The sequence below is a fragment of the Arthrobacter sp. ISL-48 genome (assembly GCF_018613805.1).
Lineage (GTDB): Bacteria > Actinomycetota > Actinomycetes > Actinomycetales > Micrococcaceae > Arthrobacter.
This window is the reverse complement of sequence record NZ_JAGGPL010000009.1, coordinates 41462-66876: the sequence shown is the minus strand read 5'-3', so window position 1 is coordinate 66876 and position 25415 is coordinate 41462. Positions and strand designations below refer to the sequence as shown.

Here is a 25415-nt window from a genome sequence, read left to right as displayed (position 1 = left end):
TTACGGAACATGACGACGACGGCGGTGCGGGGCGGCGTGCCAAGTGTTACGTTTTTGAGCAGTAATGAGAACCGGCGCCAAGCCCTGACTGGCCGGTCGGCAACCCTCCCTTTCGCGGCGGGGTGCCTCAGGTGAATACTCGGCATATCGAACCATTCGAGCTGCAAGCGTGAAAGAAGGAGATCCCCCGTGTCTGAGGCACCTGCCCCCGAAGAAAAGCTGTCGTACCGACTGATCACAGGGCCCGATGACCGCGCCTTCTGTGAGAGGATCTCGAGCGCCCTTGGCGAAGGCTATGTGCTGCACGGCAGCCCGGCCGCAACCTTCAACGGCAGCAGCGTCATCGTGGCGCAGGCCCTGATCCTCCCGGCGGCCGTCGCCAGTGCGGATGCCGCCGTCGCCACCGCTGTGGAAGACCTTGAGTTCGACGGCGAGGGCCACGCATGAGCTACGCCGGAGACCTCACCCCGCACGAAGCCTGGACCAAGCTCCAGGAGGGTGCCATCCTGGTGGACGTCCGCACGGAAGGTGAGTGGGCGCACATCGGCATCCCGGACACCAAGGCCACGGACAACGATCCCCTCTTCATCCAGTGGACGTTTCCGGGCGGCATCCCCAACCCCCAATTCATTTCCGACTTGACGCAGCAGGCGCCGGAAGACTCCAGCACCGAACTGGTGTTCCTCTGCCGTTCCGGAGCCCGATCCGTGGCCGCCGCCATTGCAGCCACGCAGGCCGGGTTCACGTCCTACAACGTCCTGGAGGGCTTCGAGGGCGAGCCGGACCGATATGGCGAGCGCACCGTCAACGGCTGGAAGAACCGCGGCCTGCCTACCAACCTGGGGAAGAACTAAGTGACCTTCAACGAAGATGCCGCCGGCTGGAGCCCCGACACGCAGGCAGTCCGTGGCGGCCTGGACCGAACCAACTTCCAGGAGACAACCGAGCCCGTCTTCCTGAACTCCGGATTCGTCTACGAATCCGCTGCCGCAGCTGAGCGGGCCTTCACCGGCGAGGACGAGCGGTTTGTCTACTCCCGCTACGGCAACCCCTCGGTGGCCACCTTCCAGGAGCGGCTCCGGCTGCTCGAGGGAACCGAAGCGTGCTTTGCGACGGCGTCCGGAATGTCCGCCGTCTTCACCGCCCTGGGAGCCCTGCTGGCAGCCGGGGACCGGGTGGTGGCCGCACGCTCGCTCTTCGGCTCCTGCTTTGTGATCCTGAACGAGATCCTTCCACGCTGGGGCGTGGAGACCGTGTTTGTTGACGGACCGGACCTGGAGCAGTGGCGTTCCGCCCTGGCGGAGCCCACCACGGCGGTCTTCTTCGAATCTCCGTCCAACCCGATGCAGGAAATCGTGGACATCGCCGCTGTCAGTGAGCTGGCGCACGCCGCCGGTGCGACCGTCGTCGTCGACAACGTTTTTGCCACCCCCCTGCTGCAGCGCTGCGGCCAGTTAGGCGCCGACGTCATTGTCTACTCCGGTACGAAGCACATCGACGGCCAGGGCCGGGTTATGGGCGGTGCCATTTTGGGCACCAAGGAATTCATTGACGGTCCGGTCAAGCAGCTCATGCGGCACACCGGACCGTCCCTGTCCGCATTCAACGCCTGGGTGCTGACCAAGGGCCTGGAAACCATGGCCCTGCGCGTCAACCACTCCTCCGCCACTGCGCTGCGGCTTGCAGAATGGCTGGAACAACAGCCCGCCGTGAGCTGGGTCAGGTACCCACTGCTGAAATCGCACCCACAGTATGACCTCGCGGCGAAGCAGATGAAGGCCGGTGGCACAGTGCTCACCTTGGAACTTGCGACGACGGGCAGCCGCTCCGGCAAGGACGCCGCCTTCGCGTTGCTGGATGCCCTGCGCATCATCGACATCTCGAACAACCTCGGCGACGCGAAGTCCCTCATCACCCATCCTGCCACCACCACCCACCGCGCCATGGGACCGGAAGGCCGCGCGGCCATCGGGCTGACGGACGGCGTGGTGCGGCTGTCCGTGGGCCTTGAGGACGCTGACGATCTGATCAGGGACCTGGAACAGGCGCTCAAGCAGGTCTGACCAGCTGCGCTTCGTCCCCCCGCTGGATGTCGAGCTGCCCAGGCACTGCTGCTCCGGCAACGGCGTTTACCGCGCAGGCTGTTGACCGCAGCTCCGCTGCGGCGTAGCTTCATGGTCACCAACGCGATGCTGCTGGGCCAACGCATCCTCCGGACCAGGAGCCAGCCATGCAAGGAAACAGGCAATGAACGGAACCAGGCCATACCGCAGGGCAGGAACAGTGATCGTCGCGGCGAGCTGCTGCTGGGGACTCGGGATTTCGTTTGTCGGGCAGGTGCATGCCACCCAGGACGCGGCGGCCAGGCTGGCAATGCTCCAACGCTGGCGCAGGCTCTGGATCGCCGGGCAGTTCCTGGCGGCGGCAGGCACCGTGGGAGCGCCCGTCGGTTTCGTCCGATTCGCCCTCGCGGTCCGGTCAGGGCCCGCGAAGACCTTGGCTGCCTGCGCCGCCGGAGCCATGCTCGCGGGGGCGCCCCTCTTCGTGGCCATGGTGGCAGACCGTGCTGCAGATCTGGAGAAGTTCGCCTACCGCAGGGGGTCGGGCTGGCGGTTCCTCAGCTATACAGGCCTTCAGATCGGCGGCCTGGCCGCGCTGGGTGGAGGGCTGCTGCTCTCCCCTCTGAAACCGTGGACGGGCATAACAGCTGCCATAAGTGCTCCCATACTCGGCGGGATCCTTGTTGCCACCAAGGACCTCCCGCCGTTCGTCTTTTATCTGGTGGAAACTGCTGTGGGCCTCCAGCTGATGCGCTACGAGGAACCGGCGGCGGCAGCTGTGGAATCCGACGATGGGCAGGGGGCGCTTTCAGTTTAGGACTGGCGCACCCGTAGCAGTTCCGGCACGGCGTCCACTTTGGGAAGCCCCGACGCCCCCCTCATGGTCGCCTCGATTGCATGGCCGACGACGGAACCCAGCCCGGCGTCGTCGGGCGCGGTTTTCTCCGCAACTGTCTCGCGGACGCGGCGCTGTTCCGCAGAGCCGGTGCCGCGGGCAATGATCTCCTCAACGCCGTCCCGGGCCAGGCCCAGTTCACCCTGCTCCTCGAGTACCGGCTCCAGGTAGTCAACGAGCGAACGCACCACGTCGGCAGCGGGCGCGGGCCGGAAAGTTCCGAAGTCCAGCAGCTCACCGCCCATTCCGCTGCTGCTGGCCTGCCACGCGGCCATCCGCAGGAGCACCGTTGGCACCGGGGCTGGCTCCACGCCGTCGTGCCATTCCCGGCTTGCAGATTCCACCATTGCCCGTACCAGCACAGCAATCAGGGCCGCGTCCTCCGCCCGGAGACAGACGTCGGCCACCCTGACCTCGACTGTCGGGTGGTTCCTGGACAGGCGGGCGTCGAAGTAGATCATGCCTTCGTCCAGCATCACACCGCTGTCCAGCAGCCGCGTCACCACACGCCTGTACGCCGAATACGTCCCGAAGACACCGGACGGGCCCGACGTCGGCCACCTGTTCCAGGCCTGCGTCCGGTAACTTTCGAAGCCTGTCTCCATCCCGTTCCAGAAGGGTGAGTTGGCGCTGAGCGCGGTGAGGACTGCGAGCTTGTCGCGGATCCTGTCCAGCACGGCCACGCCCTCGTCAGCCGACTCGACGTTGGTGTGTACATGGAATCCGCAGGTCAGCTGCTCCTGCGCGGTCAGGCCGAAGCGCTCCAGCATGCGGGCATACCGCGGGTCAGGTGTGGTGTGGGTCGTGGAGGCGAGCGGTGAGGTGGCGAGTGCGGCCACCCTGGCGCCATTCCTGCGGGCGGCCTGGTCGGCGAGCAGGCGGCCAGCCCGGATCTGCCGCAGCAGCTCGCCGTAATCCAGGCAAGGGCGGGTCTGGGTCTCAATCTGCTCAAGCTTCAGCTCGGCACTCAAGCCCATCTCGTCGTCGAACGCGGATTTATCCTGGGTCTCCAGCGTGTGCGGATCTTCGGGGGAATCATCGGCCGCAAGGCGCCGTCCGGAGAGCAGGGCGTCCGCAAGCGCAAGCGGTTCCCCCGACTCCGGATCAACGATCAGGAGTTCTTCCTCCACGCCGAATGTTCGCATGCTTATATTGTGCTTCAAGCGGGCAGGGATATGCCGGGGCACGGCTGATCATGACGAAGCGCGAACGGGCAGATAACGCCCTCAAATCCGCTCGGAAGGGTAATTACCTGCCAGTTCGCGCCGGGTCAGCCTTCGAAGAATCAGTCCTGGAAGTACTCGATTTTGGCGCCGATGGTGTTGAGCCGTTCGGCCAGGTCCTCGTAGCCCCGCTCGATCACGTAGATGTTGCGCAGCTCGGACACACCGCGAGCAGCGAGCATGGCCAGCAGCAGGCAGGCGGCCGGGCGGAGGGCCGGGGGGCATCCCACCTCGGCGGCGCGCCACTTGGTGGGACCGTTGACGTAGATCCGGTGTGGATCCAGCAGCTGCACCTGGGCACCGAGCCTGTTCAGTTCAGTCAGGTAGATGGCCCGGTTCTCGTAGACCCAGTCGTGGATCATGGTCTGGCCCTCCGCATTGGCGGCGATCACGGCGAAGAACGGCAAGTTGTCGATGTTCAGGCCGGGGAACGGCATGGGATGGATCTTGTCCTCCGGGGCGCGCAGCTCTGAGGGCTTGGTGGTCACGTCCACCAGCCGGGTGCGGCCGTTTCGCGCCATGTACTCGCCGGAAATCTCGAGCTGCTGGCCCATCTGCTCCAGCGTTGCCAGTTCGATCTCCATGAACTCGATGGGGACCCGGCGGATGGTCACTTCGGAGTCGGTGACGATACCGGCGGTGATGAGGCTCATCGCCTCGATGGGGTCCTCGGAAGGGAAATATTCAATGTCGACGTCGATGAGCGGCTTCCCGCTGATCTTCAGCGTGGTGGTGCCCACGCCGTCGATGCCGACACCCAGCATCTGAAGGTAGAAGCACAGGTCCTGGACCATGTAGTTGGGGCTTGCGTTGCGGATGACGGTGGTTCCGCGCCGGTGCGCCGCAGCCATGATGGCGTTTTCTGTGACGGTATCCCCGCGCTCGGTAAGCACGAAGGACCGGTTCTGGTCATCTTCGGCGGGTGCCTGCACAGTGTAGAAGCCGGCCGTTGCCTCCACCGCGAGCCCGAACTGCCGCAGCGCCTGCATATGGGGTTCCACCGTCCTGGTCCCCAGATCGCATCCACCGGCATAGGGAAGGCGGTATTCGGCGGACTGGTCCAGGAGTGGACCGAGGAGCATGATGACGCTCCGGGTGCGGCGGGCAGCCTCCACATCCATTGCTTCAAGGTTGAGGACCGCCGGGCGGCGGAGCTGGAGGTCTGTGTCATTGAGCCACGTGCATTCGACGCCGATGCTGCTGAGCACCTCGACGATCCTGTTGACTTCCTCAATCCTGGCGAGCCGGCGCAGTACGGTGGTGCCCCGATTGATCAGGCTGGCGCACAGCAGGGCCACACCGGCGTTCTTGCTGCTGTTGACGTCCACGGCTCCTGAGAGGGTCCGGCCCCCTTCAACCCGCAGGTGAGTCATCAGGGGTTTGCCCACGTTGACGATGCTGCGGCCAAAGATGGTTTCGAGGCGCTGGATCATCTTGAGGCTCAGGTTCTGCTTGCCCTGCTCCATCCGGGCGATGGCGCTTTGGCTTGTTCCAAGCTCAGCAGCCAGCTGGCCCTGGGTCCAGCCTTTCTCGTTCCGGGCATCGCGGAGCGTGGCGGCGATGTATTCGGCAGTTTCCTGAGTCATGACAAAAAAATATCACAAATGAGCTATTCCGGCAGCAATTTTCATAGTTATGGCGTTCAAGCTCACACCCTACCCGCCTGGTGCGATAGTTGCATGCGCCATCGGGGTCCTTGACCGCGCCGCCCACCTCGCGGGACACTGAAATACCGGTCCCGCCGGGCCGGACAAGGGAGGCCACCATGCCCAGAAGACTGATCGGAACAGGGCACGCTTCGACCCGTCTGCTGGGCCTGCTCATCACCGTACTCGGCTTGGTCCTGGCCACGCCGGCCAGCGCCGCCCCGTCGCCGGGAGAGGGTACGCAGTCGCTGCTGGGCAACGACGTGTCCTGGCCGCAGTGCAATAAGACCCTCCCCAGCGGCCAGGCCTTCGCCATCGTGGGCGTGAACAACGGCCTGGCCAACACCACCAACCCCTGCCTGGCGCGGCAGCTAGAGTGGGCGGGCACTTCGTCAGGGGCGGTGGCAAGCCAGCCAAAAGTGGCCCTTTACGTCAACACCGCCAATCCGGGAACGGCGGGCACCTGGTGGCCCACCAGCAACGAGTATCCTGCAGGCACAAGCGTCCACAACCCCTACGGCACCTGCAAGTCCCCCGACGTCGGCGAGGCCTGCTCCTACATGTACGGCTATGCGAAGGCATATGACGACGCGTACATCCGCGGCATCAGCACCCCCTCGGAGTACCTGTGGTGGCTCGACGTGGAGACCGGCAACAGCTGGTCCACTAACCGGAACGCCAACCGGGCTGTCCTGGAAGGCATGACTGACTTCTTCCACAGCATCCAGGCGGACGTGGGAATCTACTCCACCAGCTACCAGTGGGGCCAGATAGTGGGCACGGTCGGCAGTTCCAGCAGCCTGTACTCGCTGCCCAGCTGGCTCGCCGGTGCCCGCACGGCTTCGGGAGCCAAAACCAACTGCTCCAACGCCCCACTCACCGGCGGAGGAAAGGTCACTCTGGCTCAGTTTGTGTCCAGGGGATTCGATTACGACCACTCCTGCGCCTGAGTCCGTGCCTGGACGGGCAGCGGCCCACTTCGCGTCACCTGCCTAGCGCCAGACGAAGCTCCACGTGCCAAGGCCTACGGCCGCGAAGACCGCCGCCACTGCAATCAGCAGGCCGCCCAGCAGCACCCAGATGTCCAGCAGCGAGTACGTGGATTCACGGGCCCAGGTCCTCTGCGAACCGCCAAAGCCGCGGGCCTCCATGGTGACGGCCAGGCGCGACGCACGGCGGATCGCCTGGACCAGAAGCCCGAAGCTCTGGCCAAGCATGGCGCGCAACCGCTGAAGCGGGCTCCCCTGGGAGCCGACACCGCGGGCCCGCCGGGCCATGCCAATGGTCTGCCATTCTTCCGCCATGAGCCCCACCAGCCGCATCGCCGCAAGAGTGCCAAGGACAAAGCGGTGCGGCAGCCTGGCCTTCTGGGCCAACGCATCCGCGAGGTCAGTGGGGTCCGTGCAGGTCATAAGGAGGATCGCCGGCAGGGCAATCGCCATTCCGCGCAGCATGAAACCCAGCCCCAGCTGAAGCGAACCCTCACTGATGGACCAGATCCCGACGTCGAGCATTACAGCGCCGCTGTCCGCCGCGACAATCGCGGTGCTCCAGCCGCCCAGGGCTGCGGCGAGAATCAGGGGCCACGCGCGCTGCCACAGGAGGGGAAGCGTGAGTCCGGCCAACGGGAAGATTGCCAGCTCCATGACCAGGGCAGTGGTGGCGGACACCCAATCGATGGAGAGGGCCAGCACCAGGGTGATGAGGAAAACGGCCGCGAACTTCGCCAGGGGGTTTGCCCGGGTCAGGAGCGCATGGTTGCCACGCAGGTTCAGTGCCACCCTCATGCCGCACCCGCTTCCAGCGGCGCGCCGCTCCCAAAGGCAGGGTCAAGGCGCAGTTCCGTGCCGCCCAGGACGGCGCTGAACTCCTGGTCGTGGGTTACGGACACCACGGCAGTCCCGGCGTCCAGCAGTTCGGAGAGGAAGGAGGCCAGCTCTGCCCAGGTGTTGGCGTCCTGGCCGAACGTGGGTTCATCCAGCACCAGGACATTGGGGTGGGCCGCGAGTACTGTGGCCACCGATAGCCGGCGCTTTTCGCCGCCGGACAGGGTGAAAGGATTAGCGTCCACCAGGTGCGTCAGGCGCAGCCGTTGCAGGAGCTCGTCAACCCGTTCCTCACCGTGGCCCAGATGACGCGGACCGAACATCAGCTCATCCAGCACGCGCCCGGTGACGAACTGGTGCTCCGGTTCCTGAAACACCGTTCCGATCCGGGAAATCAGTTGGTCAGCTTTCCATCTGAACGGATCGATGCCGGCCCCACGGCTCAGTTCCACCGTTGCCGAGATCTTGCCGCCAACGGGAGCCAGCAACCCGGCCAGTGTCAGCGCGAAAGTGGATTTCCCGGCGCCGTTGGGGCCGGCCACTGTCAAGGCCTGGCCCTCGCGGACCTGCGCCGAAATACCCTCCTGGACCGGCAACGGGGGGACGGATTTGAAGCCGCGGCGGCGCGGCCGTTCGCGGGATACGGCGAGTTCCTCAGCGGCGAGCAGGAGCGCCCCGGAACCAGCGGTGCTGCGGGCCCGCGTGGCCGGGACGTATCCGGGCACCCAGACCCCCGCCGCGATCAGCACGCTCCGTGCGTCCGCGAGAACCTGGTCAGGCGGGCCGTCCAGGAGCACCGCGGGCGCCGCAGCCGAACCCGGCTGCAGCACCACGATCCGGTCCACCAGGTCTTTCCACACGGACACCCGGTGCTCCACCACCACCAGCGTGGCGCCCGTCTTGTCCAGGCACCTGCCCACGGCGTCACGCACCTCCAGGACGCCGGCCGGATCAAGGTTTGCTGTGGGTTCATCCAGCAGGATCAGCCCGGGCCGCATCGCCAGGATGCCCGCCAGCGCGAGGCGCTGCTTCTGCCCGCCGGAGAGGGCCGACGTCGGGTGGTCCAGCGCCAGCTGGCCGGCCCCGCCTCCGCCGGCGGGCCGCAGTCCGACGTCGTCGAGCGCCTCGTGGACGCGGCTCCAGATCTCCTCCCGGGGCACCGCCAGGTTCTCGGCACCAAAGGCGACGTCGTCACCGAGCCGCGAGAGCACCACCTGCGTTTCCGGGTCCTGCTGCATGAGTCCGGACCGTCCGCGCTGTTCGCGCGGGGCAACGCCGTCGATCAGCAGCGACCCCGATTCATCGGCGTCGTCCCCTTCGTCCCCCAGCACGCCCGCGAGGGCATGCAGCAGCGTGGACTTGCCCGCGCCGGAGGCGCCCAGGAGCAGCACCCTCTCACCGGGGCAGATCTCCAGGTCCAGTCCCCGGATGGCGGGCGCGGACCGTCCGGAGTGCCGCCAGCCCCAGCCGCGGGCGGAAACCGCGGCGGGACGCACCGCAACGGCGGCGCCGGCGTGGGCAGCAGCCATCAGTTGAAGACGGGCTCCGAGGCGGCCTTGCGGGACGCGAAGGAGCTCAGCACGCCGGTCTTGGCCAGACCGCGGGTGGCGATCCAGGACAGGGCGCCGGCAATGATGGCGCCGGAGACCGTGCAGAACAGGATGTAGGCGAGCTTGTCGCCGGCTTCATAGGCGATGTTCCAGCCCCAGGGCAGGAAGGAATCGTTGAGGCCGCAGAAAAGCCCGGCGCCGGCACCGGCCAGCAGGGCAGCGGCGAGGTTGTACTTCTGGAACAGGAAAGACCTGAACCGGAAGTTGCCGTAGACCAGCAGGAGGAACACCAGCTCGGCGCCCAGACCCTGCAGGATTCCGGAAATGAGGACGGTAGCGCCGTACTGCGAACCCATGATGAGCTCGCCGGTTGCGGCCACGGTTTCGCAGAACAGCGCCGCGCCCGGCTTGCGGACGATGAGCATTCCCAGCACTGCGGGGATCATCCAGCCGCCGGCGATCAGGCCGGTCATGGGTGGGTAGACGGCGTTCATGGGGGCGGAGACGATTCCCGCGCCCTGGGACCAGGCCCAGAAGATCACGCCGCCGGCGATGGCGATGAGGGCCGCCACCACGATGTCCACGACGCGCCAGGTATTGCCGGTCTTCTTGATTGCTGCAGTTGTCATGTGGTCCTCCTGAGGAACAGGAGGGGAAAGTGCACCCGGCGGTCGGCGTTGGCCGCCTTTGCCGGACACTTCGAGAACTCGACTCCCTTGCGCCGGTACTAACCGGATCAGGTTCGAGGGTCTGCGGCTGTCCGCACTCTCAGCGCCCACCTGCGGTTCCTGGCATTGCCAGTGATGCCCGACGGCGGCGCTCCCCTGTCGTAAATAAATCTGCCCTTGTGGGCGTGGTCCAGTCTACACCGCAGGCGCGGTAGATTGTGGGCCATGACAGCCGAATCCTCCCCTGTGACAGCGTTCGATCCCGACTCCCGCGCGAGCCAGCCCGCAGGGTTGCTTGAGGCATTGATCGGCCGGATTGAAGCGGAGATCGGGGAGCTGCAGTTCCCGCATTTCAGCAAAGACGACTCCCTCAACCTGGGCCTGCTTCTGGTGGAGCTGGGAAAGAGCCGGCGCTTGCCCATCGCGATCGACATCACCAAGGGCGAGCAGGTTCTGTTCCACGTGGCCCTCGACGGTGCCACACCGGACAACGAGCAATGGATCCGGGCGAAGCAGCGCACTGCCGCCCGGTATGAGGTTCCCTCGCTCCTGGTGGGGCTCCGGGGCCGGCGTCATGGCGGGCGGATTGAGGATCACGGCTGGTTCGACGAGTCCCGGTATGCTCCCCACGGCGGCTCCTTTCCGGTCTACGTGGCCGGGGTAGGCGCGGTGGCCACCGTCACAGTGTCCGGATTGCCCCAACAGCAGGACCACGACCTGGTGGTGGAGGCGCTGCGGGAGATCCTGGGCTCGATGCGGGCCGGGTAGCACTGGCACCGGCGCCCCGCCTTATGACGTTAGGCTAATGTGAGTCCCGTTTCCGCCCACAAGGAGTCCCCGGAATGAACCTCTTCATCAAGTTGCTTGGCGCTGGAGTAAGTATCGGCGCCGGGTTCATCGGCACCAAGGTAGTCAACGCAGTGTGGGAAAAGTCCACCGGCAGGAAGGCGCCCACGGGCAAGGATGACACCCCCACCAGCCTCCGCTCGGCGCTGACGTTCGCACTCATCTCTGCCTCGGTCAGCACAATCATCCAGGTACTCGCCAACCGTGGCACGCAGCGGGCCATCACACGCTTCGCCAAGAGCCAGGACATCGTCTGACAGGACCTGCTGGTCCCAGCGGTCCGCCGCGGCCTAATGTCCGCCGTCGGAACTGTCCTCACGGGCGGCTTTGGCGGCGGCTTTCTGCACCACGGCTTCCAGCTCGTCAGTGCTGAGCAGCTCCCTGTGCAGGTGCTTGGTGCGGTATCCGGCGCGTCCCACCATATGCGCGGACACTGGCACCGTCAGCAGCTGGAAGATCCAGGCCACCAGCAGCACGGGCCACACCCACCACGTCCGTAGTTGCAGGCCCATGGCTGCCAACAGCAGGAACAGTCCCAGGACCTGCGGTTTGGTGGCGGCATGCATCCTGCTCAGGAGGTCAGGGAATCGCAGCAATCCCACCGCTGCGGCCAGTGACATCAGGGCACCAACCACCATGAACACCGCGGACAGGCCGTCGATGACGGCATCCAGCGTGCCTGCATCAGGAATCACGGGGCTGCTCCCGCCGGTCTGCCACGAACCGGGCAACCGTCACCGAGCCGATGAAGCCGATGACGGAGAGCGCGACAAGCAGCATCAGGTTGTCCAGGTGCCGGTTAACGGCCATATCAATGCACAGCGCCGCTCCCAGGATGGCCAGCAGGACATCGGAGGCCAGCACCCGGTCCAGCAATGAAGGACCGCGCGCGATCCTGATGATGGCACCCGCGGCAGCCAGCGAAAGGATGACTGCCGTGACAGCCAGGACGGTCTGCATCATGGTGCGGCCTCCAGCCGGATCAATTCAAGTTCTTCCCGGGTACCCATTATCCGGATCAGCCTGGCCTCTATGGCCCGGACGTCGTCGCGCAGTTTCGCCGCGTCCTCCGCGTTCCTGACGTTCAGCCCGTGCAGGTACAGGGTGGACGTTGACCGGTCCACCTCCACCACCAGGGAGCCTGGGATCAGGGAGATGACGTGACCAGTGGCTGTGACCATCAGGTCCTGGCGGCTCCGCAACGGGACGGCGACGACGGCGTTGCTCACGTAGGGCCCGCGGAAGACGGCGAGATACATGACCTGGAAGCTCGCGGCGGCCACCCGTCCGAGGAACCCCAGGGCGAACGGAATAGCGTAGAGGACATTGAAACGCCCGCTGACTTCCACAGGGGGAAGGTAGAACATCCGCGCCACCACAACCGCCAGCAGCGCGCCGAACAGCAGATTGCCCGGGCTGAAGTCCTGCCACAGGGCGCCCCAGACGAACACCAGCCACACCAGGAGCGGCAGTTCCTGGCGCAGGGAGATGCGTCGGTTCATCTGCCGCCTCCCGACGTAAGGACTTGGGGCACGGGCGCATCCTCGCCGAGCACGGCCTGGATGTAGGAGGACCTGTCCAGCATGTCCGTTGCCGCCTGGTCCGCCACGTTGAACAGCGGGCCCGCGAAAATAGTCAACGCCACCCCAAGCACCACCAGCCCCATCGTGGAGCCCACCATGCTGCGGGGCAACAGGACCACGTTGTTGCGGCCGCCGCGGCGGCCGGTGTCCGAATCCGCGTGGTCCGCCAGCAGCACGGGGTCCGGGTGGTCCGCATCTGTGGGCTTGCGCCAGAATGCGCGGTTCCAGACCCGGGCGACGGCAAGGAGCGTGAGGAGGCTCGTGACTACCCCTCCGACGACCAGCGTGTAGGCCAGTGGCGTGCCGAGTTCGATGCCTGCCTGCATCAAGCCCACCTTCCCCAAGAAGCCGGAGAAGGGCGGGATGCCGGCAAGGTTCATGGCCGGAATGAAGAAGAGCAGTGCCAGCATTGGTGACAGTTTGGCGAGGCCGGCCAGCCGGTCCACCGAGGAGCTGCCGCCTCGGCGTTCAATCAGGCCCGTGACCAGGAAGAGGCTGGTCTGGATGGTGATGTGGTGTGCCACGTAGAACACGGCGGCGCCCAACCCGGCAGCGGAGGACATGGCCAGGCCGAACACCATATAGCCGATGTGGCTTACCAGGGTGAACGAGAGCAGACGCTTGATGTCGCTTTGGGCCAGGGCGCCCAGGATTCCCACCACCATGGTGAGCAACGCCGCCACCATCAGCGGCGTGTTCAGGGTGTCCCCGGGGAAGAGCAGGGTCTCGGTTCGCACCATGGCGTACACCCCCACCTTGGTGAGCAGGCCGGCGAACACGGCTGTGACCGGTGCCGGCGCCGTGGGATAGGAGTCGGGGAGCCAGAAGGACAGCGGGAACACGGCCGCCTTGATGCCGAAAGCCACCAGGAGCATCACGTGCAGGAGGGTCTTGGTCCCTTGGTCCAGGTCACCGAGCTTGATGGCCAGATCAGCCATGTTCACGGTTCCGGTGGCGCCATAGATCATGGCGATGGAAATCAGGAACAGCACAGAAGACACCACGGACACCACGACATACGTGACGCCGGCGCGGATACGGGGCCCGGTGCCGCCCAGCGTCATCAGTACATAGCTTGCCGTCAGCAGGATTTCGAAGCCCACATACAGATTGAAAAGATCCCCCGACAGGAAAGCGTTGGACACGCCCGCGACCAGGATCAGGTAGGTGGGGTGGAAGATCGAGACGGGAGCGTCCTGGTCACCGTCGGCCATGCCCTGGCCTGTGGCGTAGACAAGCACGGCGAGGCTCACCGCCGAGGACACCACCAGCATGAGGGACGAGAACTGGTCCACCACCATCACGATGCCCCAGGGCGGCAGCCAGCCGGCGATGTTGACGGCCGCCGTTCCGCCTTCCCAGACGGAGGACAGGAGCAGGCACTCCAACAGGAGCGTGAGGGAGAGCAGTGCGATGCTGACGGCCCGCTGGGCCCGGGAGTGCCGGATCAGGACAAAGGTCAGGGCGGCCCCCAGGATGGGAAGTACGACGGCGAGCGGGGCGAGGCTTGCGATGTTCACCGCATACCTCCTTCGGGGTCAAGGGTAGTGTTCTGCGATCCGGGCTGCTCTTCCGCGGCGGCATCCGCGGCAGGGATCCTTTTGCCTCCGGCGGCGATGGTTGGCTCGGCGCTTTCCACCGCGCCTACGGTGGCGTAATCGGAGACGGCGCGTCCGTCGCTGCCGATCATGGTCAGCGGAAACTCGGACGTCTCGGCCGGGATCTCCGCGTCATCCTCAGCATCGAAGCTGGGGGTCTCTGCGACGCGGCGGTCTTCCACGTCGTCCTGGATCTCGTCCTGCCGTGCGAGGACCCAGGTTCGGTAGATGATGCCGAGCATAAACGCCGTCACGGCGAAGGAGATGACGATCGACGTCAGGATCAGCGCCTGGGGAAGGGGATCGCTGTAGTCCTGGGCAGGGGTGCCCTTCGAGTAGAAGGGAGAGAGCCCGGCGTAACCGCCAGTGGCGAGGATCAGCAGGTTGGTTGCGTTGGCCAGCAGCATGAGTCCCAGGAGCACCCGGGTAAGACTGCGCTCAAGGATCAGGTAAATACCGCACGCATACAGGGCCCCCATGACCGAGAGGAGGGTCAGGTTGACGCTCATGCTTTGCCCTTTGCGGTGGTTTCGGCAGGGACGCCCAGCGGCTCCTGCTCCTCGGCAGGCGCCGTTTCCTGGTCTTCGAAGTGTTCGTCGATCTCGGCGCCCAGGCTGCGCAGCACGTCCAGCACCAGGCCGACGACCACGATGTACACGCCGATGTCGAAGATGGTCGAGGTGACGAACTTGATGTCGCCGAACACCGGCAGCCACAGCTCGATAATGGCGGACTGGAACACCTGCCCGCCAAGCAGGAGGGGTACCACGCCGGACGCCGCTGCCGTGGCGAGTCCGATCCCCAGCAGTGTCCCCGCGCTGATCGGCGTGGCCTCCCGCAGTTCGAAGCGGCCACCGGCCAGATAGCGGATGGCGAGGGCAAGCCCAGCCGTCAGGCCGCCGGCGAATCCGCCGCCTGGAAAGTTGTGGCCTGCCAGCAGGAGGTAGAGGGAGAAGACGATCAGGGAGTGGAAGATGAGCCTGGTCACCACTTCAAAGATGATGGAGCGCCTTTCCGGTGCCAAAGTGCGTCCAGCGACGATCCACGCATCGCGGGTGGACGCGGCAAACTTGCGGCTGATGGCCAGTGCGGCGGCATCCCGTGAGCCGGGATCCACGCCGGTGTGCCGGCCGACAGTTCCGTCCGCGATGATGGACGACACCCGGATGCGGTCCCCTCTGCCGCGGACGAAGATGAGGCTTGCGACCCCCGTGGCGGCCAGGGCCAGGACCGAGATTTCACCGAAAGTGTCCCAGGCGCGGATGTCCACGAGGGTCACATTGACGATGTTGAGCCCGCCGCCGCCCTCGTACGCGAGGCGCGGAAACTCCAAGGACACGGGCGTGGCGACGCGGGCACCCATGGCATAGATCGCCGCGAAGACCATGGTGGTGCCGAAAGCCAGCCCGATGATGACGCGAACCACGCGGTACTTTCCGCCGGTCCGGTCCCGGAGCTCGGCGGGCAGGCTGCGCATGGCCAGGACGAACGCCACCAGGATGATGGTTTCCACCAGCATCTGGGTGAGGGCCAGGTCCGGCGCGCCCTGGAGCGCGAACATCAGGGCGACCCCGTAGCCGGTCACGGAGACCATCAGCACAGCCAGGAAGCGTTTGTTGGCCTTCACCGCGGCGAGGGCGCCGATCACAATGCCAGCGCCGGCCACGAGCTGGAGTGGCGAGTTGGGGTCGATGAAGTACAGGCCCTCCGGCAGCGGCTTGTTGGCAGCGACCAGGGCCGTCAGTGGGAGCACAAAAGCCACCGTGAGGATGACGGCCAGGTAGTAGTAGAGCGAGCCGCGCTGGGTGCGGCCGGTGACCCAGACCGCCGCGTCGTCCAGGGCCCCAATGGTGTTCTGGTAGGCGCGGTCGCCGTCGATCCAGCCGGGCACACGGTCCTGTGCCCGGGCCACCAGATTGCGCCCAAAGTGCATGACCAGGCCCAGCCCGAAGGTGACAGCGGTCAGGGCCAGGGCAGGGGTGTAGCCGTGCCACAGCGCAAGGTGACCGGCCTGCGCACCTGGAGTCCCGGCGTCGGGCCCGGTTGCGGCGAACAACGCGGCGTACGGCTGGACCCAGCTGTCAACTGGGGCCGGCCACACGCCATAGGCAATGCTGAGGACGCTGAGGATGGCGGGGGCTGCGAGGAAGGAGGGCCTGACCGCCCTGAAGGGAGTCCGGTCCACGCCTGGCTTAACGGCAAACGCGCCCCACATAAAGCGGGCGCTGTAGGCGAACGTCAGGACGGAACCCAGCACGATCCCCACCAGCAGCGCAAGGCTCCAGGGCCCGCCGTCGGAGGCCTCGCGGACAAAGGCCTCCAGTACCGATTCCTTGGCCACAAACCCGGCCAGCAGCGGAACGCCTGCCATGGAGGCGGCCCCGATTCCGGCCACGATGCCCAGGGCACGGGACGAGCTGAAGACGCCTGACAATTTGCGGACATCGCGGGTGCCGGACTGGTGGTCGATGATGCCGACCACCAGGAACAGGGTGGCCTTGAACAGGCCGTGGGCCAGGAGCATGGCAAGAGCGGCGAGCGCAGCGTCCGGCGTCCCGAGCCCCACCACCATAATGAGGAAACCGAGTTGGCTGACGGTGCCATAGGCAAGGATGAGCTTGATGTCTGTCTGGCGCAGTGCCCGGTACCCGCCTACCAACATGGTGGCGAGCCCCAGCCCGAGCACTATCGGGGGCCAGTAGGAGATTTCCGCGAACCCGGGGGCGAGCCGGGCCACGAGGTAGACGCCCGCCTTCACCATCGCAGCGGCGTGGAGGTAGGCGCTGACCGGCGTTGGTGCTGCCATGGCCCCGGGAAGCCAAAAATGGAAAGGAACCAGTGCGGATTTGGTGATTGCGCCAACCAGGATGAGCACGACGGCGGCCGCCACCGTTGCGCCGGAAGGCCCGGTGACCAGCGCGGGGGCCTGCTCCAGGATGGCCGAAATCCGGTACGTGCCGGCGCTGAAGCCAAGCATGACCAGCCCCACAAGCATGGCCAGGCCTCCGGCGGTGGTGACCATGAGCGCCTGCAGCGCGGAGCGCCTCGCGGCCAGCCTGGTGCGGGCGAAGCCGATCAGCAGGTAGGACAGGACGGTGGTGAGCTCCCAGAAAATGAACATCAGGAGGAGATCGTCGGCGACCACCAGGCCGAACATCGCGCCCGCGAAGGCCAGCAGCTGGGATCCGAAGCCGCCCAAGTCCGGGTCCTTCTTTTTGAAGTACCTCGCGCAGTAGACCAGCACCAGGCAGCCCACGCCCAGGACCAGCAGGGACATAACCCAGGCCAGCGCGTCCAGCCGGAAGGCGAATTCAATCTTGAGCCCCGAAATCCAGGGGAAGACTTCGCTGACCGCCCCAGCGTCCGAGTAAACGGCACCGTACTGGAGCAGCAGCCAGAGGAAGGACATCCCAGGCACGGCGGCCAGCGCGTAAAACGCATTCCGCCCCCAAGCCCTGAACAGGAAAGGCGCCACAGCAGCCACCGTGAAGTGCACGGCAAGGACTGTGATCACTGGTATCTCCGCAACGTCAGGGATTCGATTGTCAAAAGTCAGAGCAGGCGGTCATGGGTAGGATTCAGTGCCAAAGTTTACCAAGGCGCCCACGACACTTTTGCCGCCTGGGCGGGCCGGCCCGCAAGATTACCGGGTGTCCGGGATACGCTTCGCCCGATGTTCGCCACAGGCGGATACGATTCAGCCTATGAACACCGCCAGCGCTCCTGAGGCAATGCAGCCGTCATCGGAACTCGAGTCCGGGAACCAGGCCACCAGCAAGGCCCGGGTGCTCGCCTGGGCATCCTGGGATTGGGGATCGGCAGCCTTCAACGCCGTGATGACCACTTTCGTTTTCACGGTCTACCTGACCTCAAACGCCTTCGGCGGCAAGGACCAGGCCTCGGCCGTGCTGGGCGGCGCCCTCGCTGTGGCAGGCGTCGCCATCGCCCTGCTTGCCCCCGTGACCGGACAACGTTCGGACAACGGCGGCCGCCGGAAGCTGTGGCTGGGAGTCAACACAGCTGCCGTCGCGGTTTTGACCGCCCTGTGTTTCTTTGTGTTCCCACGGCCGGAGTTCCTGCTGCTTGGCGTCTCGCTGATTGCCCTGGGCAATGTGTTCTTCGAGTTCGCGGGCGTCAACTACAACGCCATGCTTGCCCAGATCTCCACCCCGAAGAACATCGGCAAGGTCAGCGGATTCGGTTGGGGCATGGGCTATCTGGGCGGCATCGTTGCGCTGCTCATTGTGCTGCAACTCTTCGTCCAGCCCAGCTTCGACTGGTTCGGGGCCTCCACCGAGGACAGCCTCAACATCCGGCTGGTGGCGGTCTTCTCTGCCCTCTGGTTCTTCGTCTTCGCCCTGCCCGTCCTGTTCGCGGTCCCCGAACTTCCGAGGCCCAGGCAGGCCAGGCCGTTGGGATTCCTCGCTTCCTACGGCCTGCTGGTGCGCAGGATCAGAGCCATCTACGCCACCAGCCCGCACACCATCTACTTCCTGCTGGCCAGCGCCGTCTTCCGCGACGGCCTGGCCGCCGTGTTCACCTTCGGCGGGATCATCGCCGCCGGGACGTTCGGGTTTGAGCTGCCCCAGGTCATTTTCTTCGCCATCTTCGGCAACGTGGTGGCCGCAGTAGGCGCCATGATCGGCGGATTCCTGGATGACCGCACTGGACCCAAGGCAGTGATCATCGGTTCCCTCACGGGGCTGCTCATCGCCGGCACCATGATCCTGGTCCTGGGCAACGGCGACTATGTCTTCTTCGGAACAGCCTGGGCCGGCAGCACCACATTCTGGGTATTCGGGCTGTTCCTGTGCCTCTTCGTGGGACCCGCGCAGTCCTCGTCGCGGGCATACCTGGCACGGCTCGCGCCGCACGGCGAGTCGGGCGAGCTCTTCGGCCTGTATGCCACCACGGGCCGGGCTGTGAGCTTCCTGGCTCCGGCGCTGTTCACCCTCTGCATCACGCTGGCCACTCCGCTGGTTGCCCCGGGCGAGGCCCAGCGCTGGGGAATCCTGGGCATCATGGCTGTGCTCCTGGCCGGACTCCTGGTCCTGCTGCCAGTGAAGTCCCCGGACAAGACGGCCATCGCGGTGGTCCCCGCCGTTTAGCCCGACGAGCATTTTAGCCCCCGGCGGAGCTCTGGCGGACTAGGCTTGACGTATGAACGTGGACGAGACGGACCTCCCCGGCCTGGGCCGGCGGAAGGATTTCATGACGGCCTCAGGCCGCCGCATCGGCGTCGTGGAGTTGCGCGAAGGCCAGACGGAGCTCTTCGTTTCCACTTGGGACGATCCCGATACGTGCCAGGCTTCCATTCCCCTGACCGGGGATGAGGCAGCCACGCTGGGCAACCTCCTGGGCGGGCAGCACCTCGCTATGACACTCACGGAAGCCCACAAGGAAATCCCGGGCATCGTCACGCGGCAGTTTTCGATTGCACCGGAGTCCCCGTTCCAGAACCAGCCGATGGGCAAGGCGTGCATCCGCACCCGTTGCGGGGTCTCGATCGTAGCGATCATGCGTGAAGGCGAGGTGCTCCCGTCGCCGGGACCCGACGCCGTACTTCACTCCGGTGACCTGCTCGTCGCCGTCGGTACACAAGAAGGGCTCGACGCAGCCGCCGATATTCTGCGCAACGGCTGACCATAATGGACCCGCTGGCCCTGACCCTCATTGAGCTGGGGGCCGTTGTGTTCTGCCTCGGCCTCTTGGCCAGGCTGGCCGGACGGATCGGGATGTCCCCCATTCCCCTCTACCTCGTGGGCGGACTCGCCTTTGGCGCGGGTGGAGTGGTCAAGCTTGAAGGCATGCAGGAATTCGCACATCTCTCCGGTGAAATCGGAGTGATCCTGCTGCTGCTTATGCTCGGCTTGGAATATACGGCGGCGGAACTGGTCACCGGCCTGCGGAGATCCTGGCAGGCCGGTGTTCTTGACCTGGTCCTGAATTTCCTCCCCGGAGCGGGACTCGCCCTCCTGCTGGGCTGGGGCGTCGTGGGGGCCATGGTGATGGGCGGCGTGACATACATTTCCTCCTCAGGCATCGCGGCTAAGGTCATTACGGACCTGGGCAGGATCGGCAACCGTGAGACTCCCGTGGTGCTGTCCATCCTGGTCTTTGAGGACCTGGCCATGGCGTTGTACCTGCCCATCCTCACGGCCACCCTCGCCGGCGTGGGTTTCCTCGGCGGGCTGACCACGGTGGGAATTTCCCTTGCCGTGGTCACGCTGGTTCTGATGGTGGCGCTTCGGCACGGCCACCGGGTGTCCCAGGCGGTCCACAGTGAAAATTCGGAGGTCTTCCTCCTCAACCTGCTGGGGGCCGCCTTGCTGGTGGCCGGTGTTGCCTCGGCCATGCAGGTCTCAGCGGCGGTGGGGGCATTTATGCTTGGTATCGCCATTTCCGGGGCCACCGCCCATAGCGCCACCAGAATCCTGGAGCCTTTGAGGGACCTTTTTGCTGCCATCTTCTTTGTGGCGTTTGGCCTGAATACGGATCCCTCCACCATCCCCCCTGTGCTCGGGTGGGCGCTGGTGTTGGCCGTCATCACGGCTGTCACCAAAATGATCACCGGCATCTGGGCCGGCAAACGCGCGGGAATCGCGCGCCGTGGACGTTTCCGTGCCGGCGCCGCCCTCATTGCCCGCGGCGAATTCTCGATCGTCATTGCCGGCCTGGCAGTGACTTCCGGCGTGGTCCCCGACGAACTGGCGGCCCTCGCCACCGCTTACGTACTGCTCATGGCTATCCTCGGTCCGCTGGCCGCGCGCTACGTGGAGCCGCTGCTCCAGTCGGTCACACGGACAGCCGCGGTGGCCACACAGGCGTAATGCAGGCCCGCGTACGCCGGCTTCGTGCGCTGAGGGGCTGGCCGCTAAACCTCGGTGCGGTGGAAGTTCAGGTGGCTGCGGCTGGCTGTTGGACCGCGCTGGCCCTGGTAGCGGTTGCCGTACTGGCCGGAGCCATACGGGTGTTCGGCGGCGGAGGTCAGCCGGAAGAAGCACAGCTGGCCGATCTTCATTCCCGGCCACAGTTTGATGGGCAGGGTGGCCATGTTGGACAGCTCCAGCGTCACGTGGCCGGAGAACCCCGGGTCGATAAATCCGGCGGTGGAGTGCGTGAGCAGCCCCAGGCGGCCCAGTGAGGACTTGCCCTCGAGGCGTGCCGCAATGTCATCCGGCAGCGTGACCGTCTCATAGGTGGATCCCAGCACGAACTCGCCAGGGTGCAGGATAAAAGGCTCCCCGGCCTCGACTTCCACCAGTCGTGTCAGTTCAGGCTGCTCCTCCGCGGGGTCGATGTGCGCGTATTTGTGGTTGTCGAAAAGCCGGAAGAACCGGTCGATCCGCACATCCACCGACGACGGCTGGACCATCACCGAGTCGTACGGTTCAAGGACGATCCGTCGGGAGTCTATTTCGGCACGAATATCGCGGTCAGAGATCAGCACGCCTCCCAAAATACAGTATGCATTGTTGCCGCCGCTCAGCGGGGCTAGTGTTGCCTCAGAATGACAGCCGCCGGATGGTCGCCCGGAAGGCCCAACTTAGCTGGGGAGCTGGGATAGTTGTGAGTAGATTTGTGCCGCCCGCCGTCGTTGCAGTGCTTTGCGCCCTCGCAATGGTCTCCCCGGCCGCCGGCCTTAATGCGGTCCCGGCAGCGGGCTTCCAAGCGGGGCCTGCAGCCAGCCAGGCCGCCAACCTCACAGGCCCCCGCGCCGTGGCCTTGGGCCCTGCCTCCACAATGGACGGCACCGGAAGTCCAGCGGGCGCGGACACCGGCGTTGGATCCCCGCTCGGCCCAGCCGTGGAGCCGGGAATCCATCCGTTGTCTCCGGCCGCCGAATCAGGGACCGCGGTGCCGTCCGCGTCAGTTGCGCCACCGGCCACCGAAGCCCTGACACTTTCCCCGCCGGAGCCCCCATCTGTGCCGCCGCTGTGGGCACCGGATGCCGAACTGGCACAGCCCCCGGTCCACCCTCCCGCACCGGAGTCCGGCACGGCCGTGCCGGCCCCGGAAGCACTGGTGCCGGACAGCAACACAGCCGCTATTCTCACGGTGTTCAACAAAATCAACGAATACCGGGCGTCCAAGGGCCTGGCCCCGGTGAAGTACCACGCCACTGTGGCGGGAATGGCACAGGAGTGGTCCAACAACATTGCAACCCGCGAGGTTATCGAGCACCGCTCCAGTTTCTGGACCGACCCCCGTGCGATGAACCCCACCAACGGCGCCGGTGAAATTATCGCCGTCCGCTGGGACCGTGATGCCGCTCAGCTGGTGGAGTGGTGGAAGAATTCCCCGGGCCACAACGCCATACTGATCGACCCGCGCTTCAACGTGATGGGCATCGGCATTACCTACACGGACGGCAATTGGCAGACCACCCCCAACCGTTACACGATGTGGGGTGTGGTGAACTTCTTCGGTTACACCACCCTCCCGGCAGGAACCACCACTTCCCCAGGCGGAAGTCCTGAGCTGCCTGCCCCGTCGCCAACCCTTTGCGATCCCGCGGTCAGGCACATGCCGCCCACACTGGACCTCACCAATGCCGCCATCACCGGCCCTGCCGACCTTGTCACCGTCAACGCCTCCGGTCAGCTCATCAACCGCCCCGCCACAGGGAACAGGATCTACGGGGCCGCCAAAGTTATCGGCTCGGGGTTCGGAACGGCAAAGGAAGTGTTCATCACCGACTGGGAGCGCGACGGAACCTACGATCTCTTGACCCAGTGGACCGACGGCCGGCTGACGCTTCATCCGGGCATCGCCGGCGGAGGCTTCCAGTCACCGGTCACGCTGGGCCAGTCCGGTTGGCAGTCCCTGACACTCGCGGTCGGTGGCTGGTGCGCCAACAACAGGTTGCCCCAGGTTTTGGCGCTGGACTCCTCAGGGAACCTCTTCCTGTATCCGAACATGGGCCTGGGCGACATGTCCCAACGGACCACCGTTGCTACGGGAGTTTTGGCCACCAGGCTGGCGATGGTCGACTACGACGCCGACGGGTTCCAGGACATCCTGGCGCTGAAGGCCGACGGCAGTGTCCAGCTTTATCGGGGCTGGGGCACCACGGCACTGCGAGCGGAAGCACGGCCCACTGTTGCAACCGGCTGGCAGGATGTGACAGGGATCAGGCCGTTAAAGGATGTCACCGGCCTGAACTCGACCGGGGTGGCCCTTCGCCGGGCCAACGACGTTGTGCAGTACTGGGACCTGAGCGCCGGGAGCCTGGCGGCGCCGTCGAACATCACCGGAAGCTGGTCCGGCCAGCGGCTGGCACAGTAGGGCAGGAGCAAGGCCAGCCCACTAGCCTATGCGGCAGGCTGGAGTTCCAGGACGTCCTTGAGCCTCTCCAACTGAGCCACTTCGGCCTTCATTGTCCGTTGAATCATGGTGTTCATTAGGCCCAACAAGCCCTTGGGCTGATAGTCAAGGGCGAAGCGGACGCGCGTCCCTGACTCCTCCGTGCTGAGGTAGTATCCGCCGGAGGGCCGGGCAGGACCGGCGATCACCTGGAACTGGATTTCGGCGCCGGGCCGGGCCTGGGTGATTTCGAAGTCGGCCGGGATGGGCCTGCCGGAGCGTCCTGCGAGGGTCTGCCGGTAGACAGCCCCCCTGCTGCCGGCGGCCCCGGTTGACAGTGAGATGCTGCGGATTCCTTCCCGCCACTGCGGCAGGTTCATTCCATCGATGAGGAAGCTGTATACAGCCATGGCGTCACGGCGGATCAGGACCTCGTGCTCTGCGAATGCCATGGAATCCTTTGTTTGACGTCGAGCGTGCTGTTGTAGCCCGTCTCTCCCCCTGACACCGCGGCTATCCGGTTCAGAGTAGCCAGTCGACTTCGCCCGGACCTAGCCACGGGCGGGGACGTTATTGAAGAGTTACTGCATGACGCGGCTCATTGGGCCGGCTTGCCATGGACACGGTCCGTACTCCGGGCGCCGTTGCCGGTGGCGCGTCACATCTGCGCTAAGCTAAGTTCTGCCCCCGGCATATGGGGGCCACGCGGCTGTAGCTCAATGGTAGAGCGCTAGCTTCCCAAGCTCGATACGCGGGTTCGATTCCCGTCAGCCGCTCCATTTCACTCCATGGTAAAAGGCCTCCCCCGCACGCCCCAGCCCGCAGCTTTGCGAAGCGCGCCGCCGGCCAAGGGGCCGTTAGGTGCCGCCGTGTATCGTTCGAAGTCAGGAACCCCTTCGGTTCCGCTACAGGAGCAATCATGGCTGACAAGTCCCCGCGTCAAGCAGCATCCAAAAAAGCCGGCAAGTCCATCAAGGAAAAACGAGCAGATAAGAAGGCCGCTGCCGCTCCGGCCAGCTCCCTCGACATCACATCGAGCAAGGCCGCCAAAAAGAAGTGAATGGCCAACCGAACAGTCTGACCCTGGGCGTCCTGGCGTCTACCCGCAAGCCGGACGAACGCAGACTGCCCATTCATCCCGGGCATTTTGACCGCATTGCGCCGGAACTGCGTCAGCGCATCATCCTGGAGCAGGGCTACGGCGAGAGCTTCGGCGTCTCGGATGAGCACCTCTCCACCCTGGTGGGCAGGATGGCCAGCCGGGAAACTCTCGTGGCGGAGGCAGACGTCGTACTTCTGCCCAAGCCCCAGCCGGCAGACCTGGCTGAGCTGCGTGACGGCCAGGTCCTCTGGGGGTGGCCGCACTGCGTCCAGGACCGTGCCATCACGCAGCTGGCCATCGACAAGAAGCTCACGCTGATTGCCTTCGAGGCTATGAACCACTGGGCCAGCGACGGCGGCTTCGGGCTGCACGTCTTCCACAAGAACAACGAGCTGGCCGGCTACTGCTCCGTCCTGCATGCCCTCGCACTGACCGGATCCACAGGTGACTACGGGCGGCGCCTCAGTGCCGTGGTGATCGGATTCGGAGCCACCGCCCGCGGCGCAGTTACGGCACTCAACGCGCATGGCATCCACGATGTCCAGGTGCTGACCAACCGGGGAGTTGCCGCCGTCGGCGCCCCGATCCACTCAGTCAACATCGTCCAGTTTGATCACGACGCCGAAGCCCCCTTCCTGAGCCAGGTCATCACCGAGCGGGGACGGGTTCCGCTCGCGCCGTTCCTGGCCGAAAGCGACATCGTGGTCAACTGCACCCTGCAGGATCCCAACAACCCGCTGACGTACCTGCGGATCGAGGACCTCGAGGCCTTCAGCCCCGGCAGCCTGATCGTTGACGTTTCCTGCGACGAGGGCATGGGTTTCAGCTGGGCCCGCTCCACCACGTTCGCCGAACCGATGTTTACCGTGGGCGACCACATCAGCTACTACGCGGTGGACCACAGCCCGTCCTATCTTTGGAATTCCTCAAGCTGGGAGATCAGCCAGGCACTGCTGCCGTTCCTGGAGGTGGTGGTGGGCGGTCCGGAGGCCTGGGATGGGAACGAGACAATCTCGCGGGCCATTGAGATCCGCGACGGCGTGGTCCTCAACAAGGACGTGCTGGAGTTCCAGCGGCGTGAGGCGGAGTACCCGCATCTCATTCAATAGGCA

The 25415-nt window shown here is 65.5% G+C and carries 26 protein-coding genes, 1 tRNA gene and 2 riboswitches; of the genes, 14 read left to right on the top strand and 13 right to left on the bottom strand.

Annotated elements, in window-relative coordinates; genetic code table 11:
* Positions 1-60: 60 nt before the first annotated feature.
* Positions 61-176: riboswitch (SAM riboswitch) on the top strand.
* A gap of 13 nt (positions 177-189) precedes the next feature.
* The 4 genes from J7E83_RS10910 (at position 190) to J7E83_RS10895 (ending at position 2877) form a co-directional block, all read left to right on the top strand.
* Positions 190-447, top strand: coding sequence for a DUF1737 domain-containing protein (locus tag J7E83_RS10910; RefSeq protein ID WP_214961942.1), 258 nt, complete (start codon positions 190-192; stop codon positions 445-447).
* Positions 444-854, top strand: a complete 411-nt coding sequence (locus tag J7E83_RS10905; RefSeq protein ID WP_214961940.1) for a rhodanese-like domain-containing protein — start codon at positions 444-446, stop codon at positions 852-854. Before J7E83_RS10910 ends, J7E83_RS10905 begins: the two co-directional genes overlap by 4 nt.
* Positions 855-2063, top strand: a complete 1209-nt coding sequence (locus J7E83_RS10900) for an O-succinylhomoserine sulfhydrylase (protein WP_214961938.1) — start codon at positions 855-857, stop codon at positions 2061-2063.
* 184 nt (positions 2064-2247) lie between these two features.
* The gene (locus J7E83_RS10895; protein WP_214961936.1) at positions 2248-2877 is read left to right on the top strand and encodes a hypothetical protein; all 630 of its coding nucleotides are present in this window, start codon (positions 2248-2250) and stop codon (positions 2875-2877) included.
* Here J7E83_RS10895 and J7E83_RS10890 read toward each other — a convergent pair.
* Positions 2874-4100, bottom strand: a complete 1227-nt coding sequence (locus J7E83_RS10890; protein WP_214961934.1) for a glutamate--cysteine ligase — start codon at positions 4098-4100, stop codon at positions 2874-2876. The genes J7E83_RS10895 and J7E83_RS10890 overlap by 4 nt on opposite strands.
* 140 nt (positions 4101-4240) lie before the next feature.
* A complete protein-coding gene (locus J7E83_RS10885) occupies positions 4241-5764 on the bottom strand; it encodes a UDP-N-acetylglucosamine 1-carboxyvinyltransferase (protein WP_214961932.1) in 1524 nt (507 codons plus the stop codon).
* 179 nt (positions 5765-5943) lie between these two features.
* On the opposite strand from J7E83_RS10885, the gene J7E83_RS10880 reads away from it, so the two are divergent.
* Positions 5944-6774: a hypothetical protein gene (locus J7E83_RS10880; protein WP_214961929.1), complete on the top strand. Its 831-nt coding sequence runs from the start codon at positions 5944-5946 to the stop codon at positions 6772-6774.
* A gap of 42 nt (positions 6775-6816) precedes the next feature.
* Here J7E83_RS10880 and J7E83_RS10875 read toward each other — a convergent pair whose 3' ends face one another.
* The 3 genes from J7E83_RS10875 to J7E83_RS10865 are packed head-to-tail and all read right to left on the bottom strand — an operon-like array spanning position 6817 to position 9829.
* Entirely contained in the window at positions 6817-7611 is a 795-nt protein-coding gene (locus J7E83_RS10875) for an energy-coupling factor transporter transmembrane protein EcfT (protein WP_214961928.1), read from the bottom strand.
* Complete coding sequence (locus J7E83_RS10870) at positions 7608-9179, bottom strand: ABC transporter ATP-binding protein (RefSeq protein ID WP_214961926.1); 1572 nt, start codon at positions 9177-9179, stop codon at positions 7608-7610. The genes J7E83_RS10875 and J7E83_RS10870 overlap by 4 nt, the downstream gene beginning before the upstream one ends.
* On the bottom strand, positions 9179-9829 hold the full coding sequence (locus J7E83_RS10865; RefSeq protein WP_214961924.1) for an ECF transporter S component: 651 nt from the start codon (positions 9827-9829) through the stop codon (positions 9179-9181). The genes J7E83_RS10870 and J7E83_RS10865 overlap by 1 nt, the downstream gene beginning before the upstream one ends.
* Positions 9830-9895: 66 nt before the next feature.
* A riboswitch (TPP riboswitch) is annotated at positions 9896-10036 on the bottom strand.
* A 57-nt stretch (positions 10037-10093) separates the two neighbouring features.
* On the opposite strand from J7E83_RS10865, the gene J7E83_RS10860 reads away from it, so the two are divergent.
* Both J7E83_RS10860 and J7E83_RS10855 read left to right on the top strand, forming a co-directional pair.
* Entirely contained in the window at positions 10094-10636 is a 543-nt protein-coding gene (locus J7E83_RS10860) for a heme-degrading domain-containing protein (RefSeq protein WP_214961922.1), read from the top strand.
* 74 nt (positions 10637-10710) lie between these two features.
* Complete coding sequence (locus tag J7E83_RS10855; protein ID WP_214961920.1) at positions 10711-10971, top strand: DUF4235 domain-containing protein; 261 nt, start codon at positions 10711-10713, stop codon at positions 10969-10971.
* A gap of 33 nt (positions 10972-11004) precedes the next feature.
* On the opposite strand, the gene mnhG is transcribed toward J7E83_RS10855, so the two are convergent.
* The 6 genes from mnhG to J7E83_RS10825 are packed head-to-tail and all read right to left on the bottom strand — an operon-like array spanning position 11005 to position 17409.
* On the bottom strand, positions 11005-11409 hold the full coding sequence (gene mnhG, locus J7E83_RS10850) for a monovalent cation/H(+) antiporter subunit G (RefSeq protein WP_214961918.1): 405 nt from the start codon (positions 11407-11409) through the stop codon (positions 11005-11007).
* The gene (locus tag J7E83_RS10845; protein ID WP_214961916.1) at positions 11399-11677 is read right to left on the bottom strand and encodes a monovalent cation/H+ antiporter complex subunit F; all 279 of its coding nucleotides are present in this window, start codon (positions 11675-11677) and stop codon (positions 11399-11401) included. The genes mnhG and J7E83_RS10845 overlap by 11 nt, the downstream gene beginning before the upstream one ends.
* Complete coding sequence (locus J7E83_RS10840) at positions 11674-12216, bottom strand: Na+/H+ antiporter subunit E (RefSeq protein WP_214961914.1); 543 nt, start codon at positions 12214-12216, stop codon at positions 11674-11676. Before J7E83_RS10840 ends, J7E83_RS10845 begins: the two co-directional genes overlap by 4 nt.
* The gene (locus J7E83_RS10835; protein ID WP_214961912.1) at positions 12213-13817 is read right to left on the bottom strand and encodes a Na+/H+ antiporter subunit D; all 1605 of its coding nucleotides are present in this window, start codon (positions 13815-13817) and stop codon (positions 12213-12215) included. The genes J7E83_RS10840 and J7E83_RS10835 overlap by 4 nt, the downstream gene beginning before the upstream one ends.
* On the bottom strand, positions 13814-14404 hold the full coding sequence (locus J7E83_RS10830) for a Na(+)/H(+) antiporter subunit C (protein WP_214961910.1): 591 nt from the start codon (positions 14402-14404) through the stop codon (positions 13814-13816). The genes J7E83_RS10835 and J7E83_RS10830 overlap by 4 nt, the downstream gene beginning before the upstream one ends.
* Positions 14401-17409: a Na+/H+ antiporter subunit A gene (locus J7E83_RS10825; protein ID WP_214961908.1), complete on the bottom strand. Its 3009-nt coding sequence runs from the start codon at positions 17407-17409 to the stop codon at positions 14401-14403. The genes J7E83_RS10830 and J7E83_RS10825 overlap by 4 nt, the downstream gene beginning before the upstream one ends.
* A gap of 190 nt (positions 17410-17599) precedes the next feature.
* Between J7E83_RS10825 and J7E83_RS10820 the strand changes: the two genes are divergently transcribed.
* The 3 genes from J7E83_RS10820 to J7E83_RS10810 are packed head-to-tail and all read left to right on the top strand — an operon-like array spanning position 17600 to position 20725.
* On the top strand, positions 17600-19003 hold the full coding sequence (locus J7E83_RS10820; RefSeq protein ID WP_214961906.1) for an MFS transporter: 1404 nt from the start codon (positions 17600-17602) through the stop codon (positions 19001-19003).
* Between the two features lie 52 nt (positions 19004-19055).
* Positions 19056-19538 (top strand): cation:proton antiporter regulatory subunit, encoded by a 483-nt coding sequence (locus J7E83_RS10815; RefSeq protein WP_214961904.1) that lies wholly within the window; start codon positions 19056-19058, stop codon positions 19536-19538.
* Positions 19539-19543: 5 nt separating this feature from the next.
* The gene (locus J7E83_RS10810) at positions 19544-20725 is read left to right on the top strand and encodes a cation:proton antiporter (RefSeq protein ID WP_214961902.1); all 1182 of its coding nucleotides are present in this window, start codon (positions 19544-19546) and stop codon (positions 20723-20725) included.
* Positions 20726-20769: 44 nt separating this feature from the next.
* Here J7E83_RS10810 and dcd read toward each other — a convergent pair whose 3' ends face one another.
* A complete protein-coding gene (dcd, locus tag J7E83_RS10805) occupies positions 20770-21345 on the bottom strand; it encodes a dCTP deaminase (protein WP_214961900.1) in 576 nt (191 codons plus the stop codon).
* Between the two features lie 119 nt (positions 21346-21464).
* Between dcd and J7E83_RS10800 the strand changes: the two genes are divergently transcribed.
* A complete protein-coding gene (locus J7E83_RS10800; RefSeq protein ID WP_311379639.1) occupies positions 21465-23183 on the top strand; it encodes a CAP domain-containing protein in 1719 nt (572 codons plus the stop codon).
* A 26-nt stretch (positions 23184-23209) separates the two neighbouring features.
* Here the strand turns inward: J7E83_RS10800 and J7E83_RS10795 are convergent, their stop codons facing one another.
* The gene (locus J7E83_RS10795) at positions 23210-23653 is read right to left on the bottom strand and encodes an SRPBCC family protein (RefSeq protein ID WP_214961898.1); all 444 of its coding nucleotides are present in this window, start codon (positions 23651-23653) and stop codon (positions 23210-23212) included.
* 253 nt (positions 23654-23906) lie between these two features.
* Between J7E83_RS10795 and J7E83_RS10790 the strand changes: the two genes are divergently transcribed.
* From J7E83_RS10790 to J7E83_RS10780, 3 genes are all read left to right on the top strand, one after another.
* Positions 23907-23980 (top strand) — tRNA-Gly (locus J7E83_RS10790).
* Between the two features lie 140 nt (positions 23981-24120).
* Positions 24121-24261 (top strand): hypothetical protein, encoded by a 141-nt coding sequence (locus tag J7E83_RS10785; RefSeq protein ID WP_214961896.1) that lies wholly within the window; start codon positions 24121-24123, stop codon positions 24259-24261.
* Positions 24258-25412: a N(5)-(carboxyethyl)ornithine synthase gene (locus tag J7E83_RS10780; RefSeq protein ID WP_214961894.1), complete on the top strand. Its 1155-nt coding sequence runs from the start codon at positions 24258-24260 to the stop codon at positions 25410-25412. The genes J7E83_RS10785 and J7E83_RS10780 overlap by 4 nt, the downstream gene beginning before the upstream one ends.
* Positions 25413-25415: the final 3 nt, after the last annotated feature.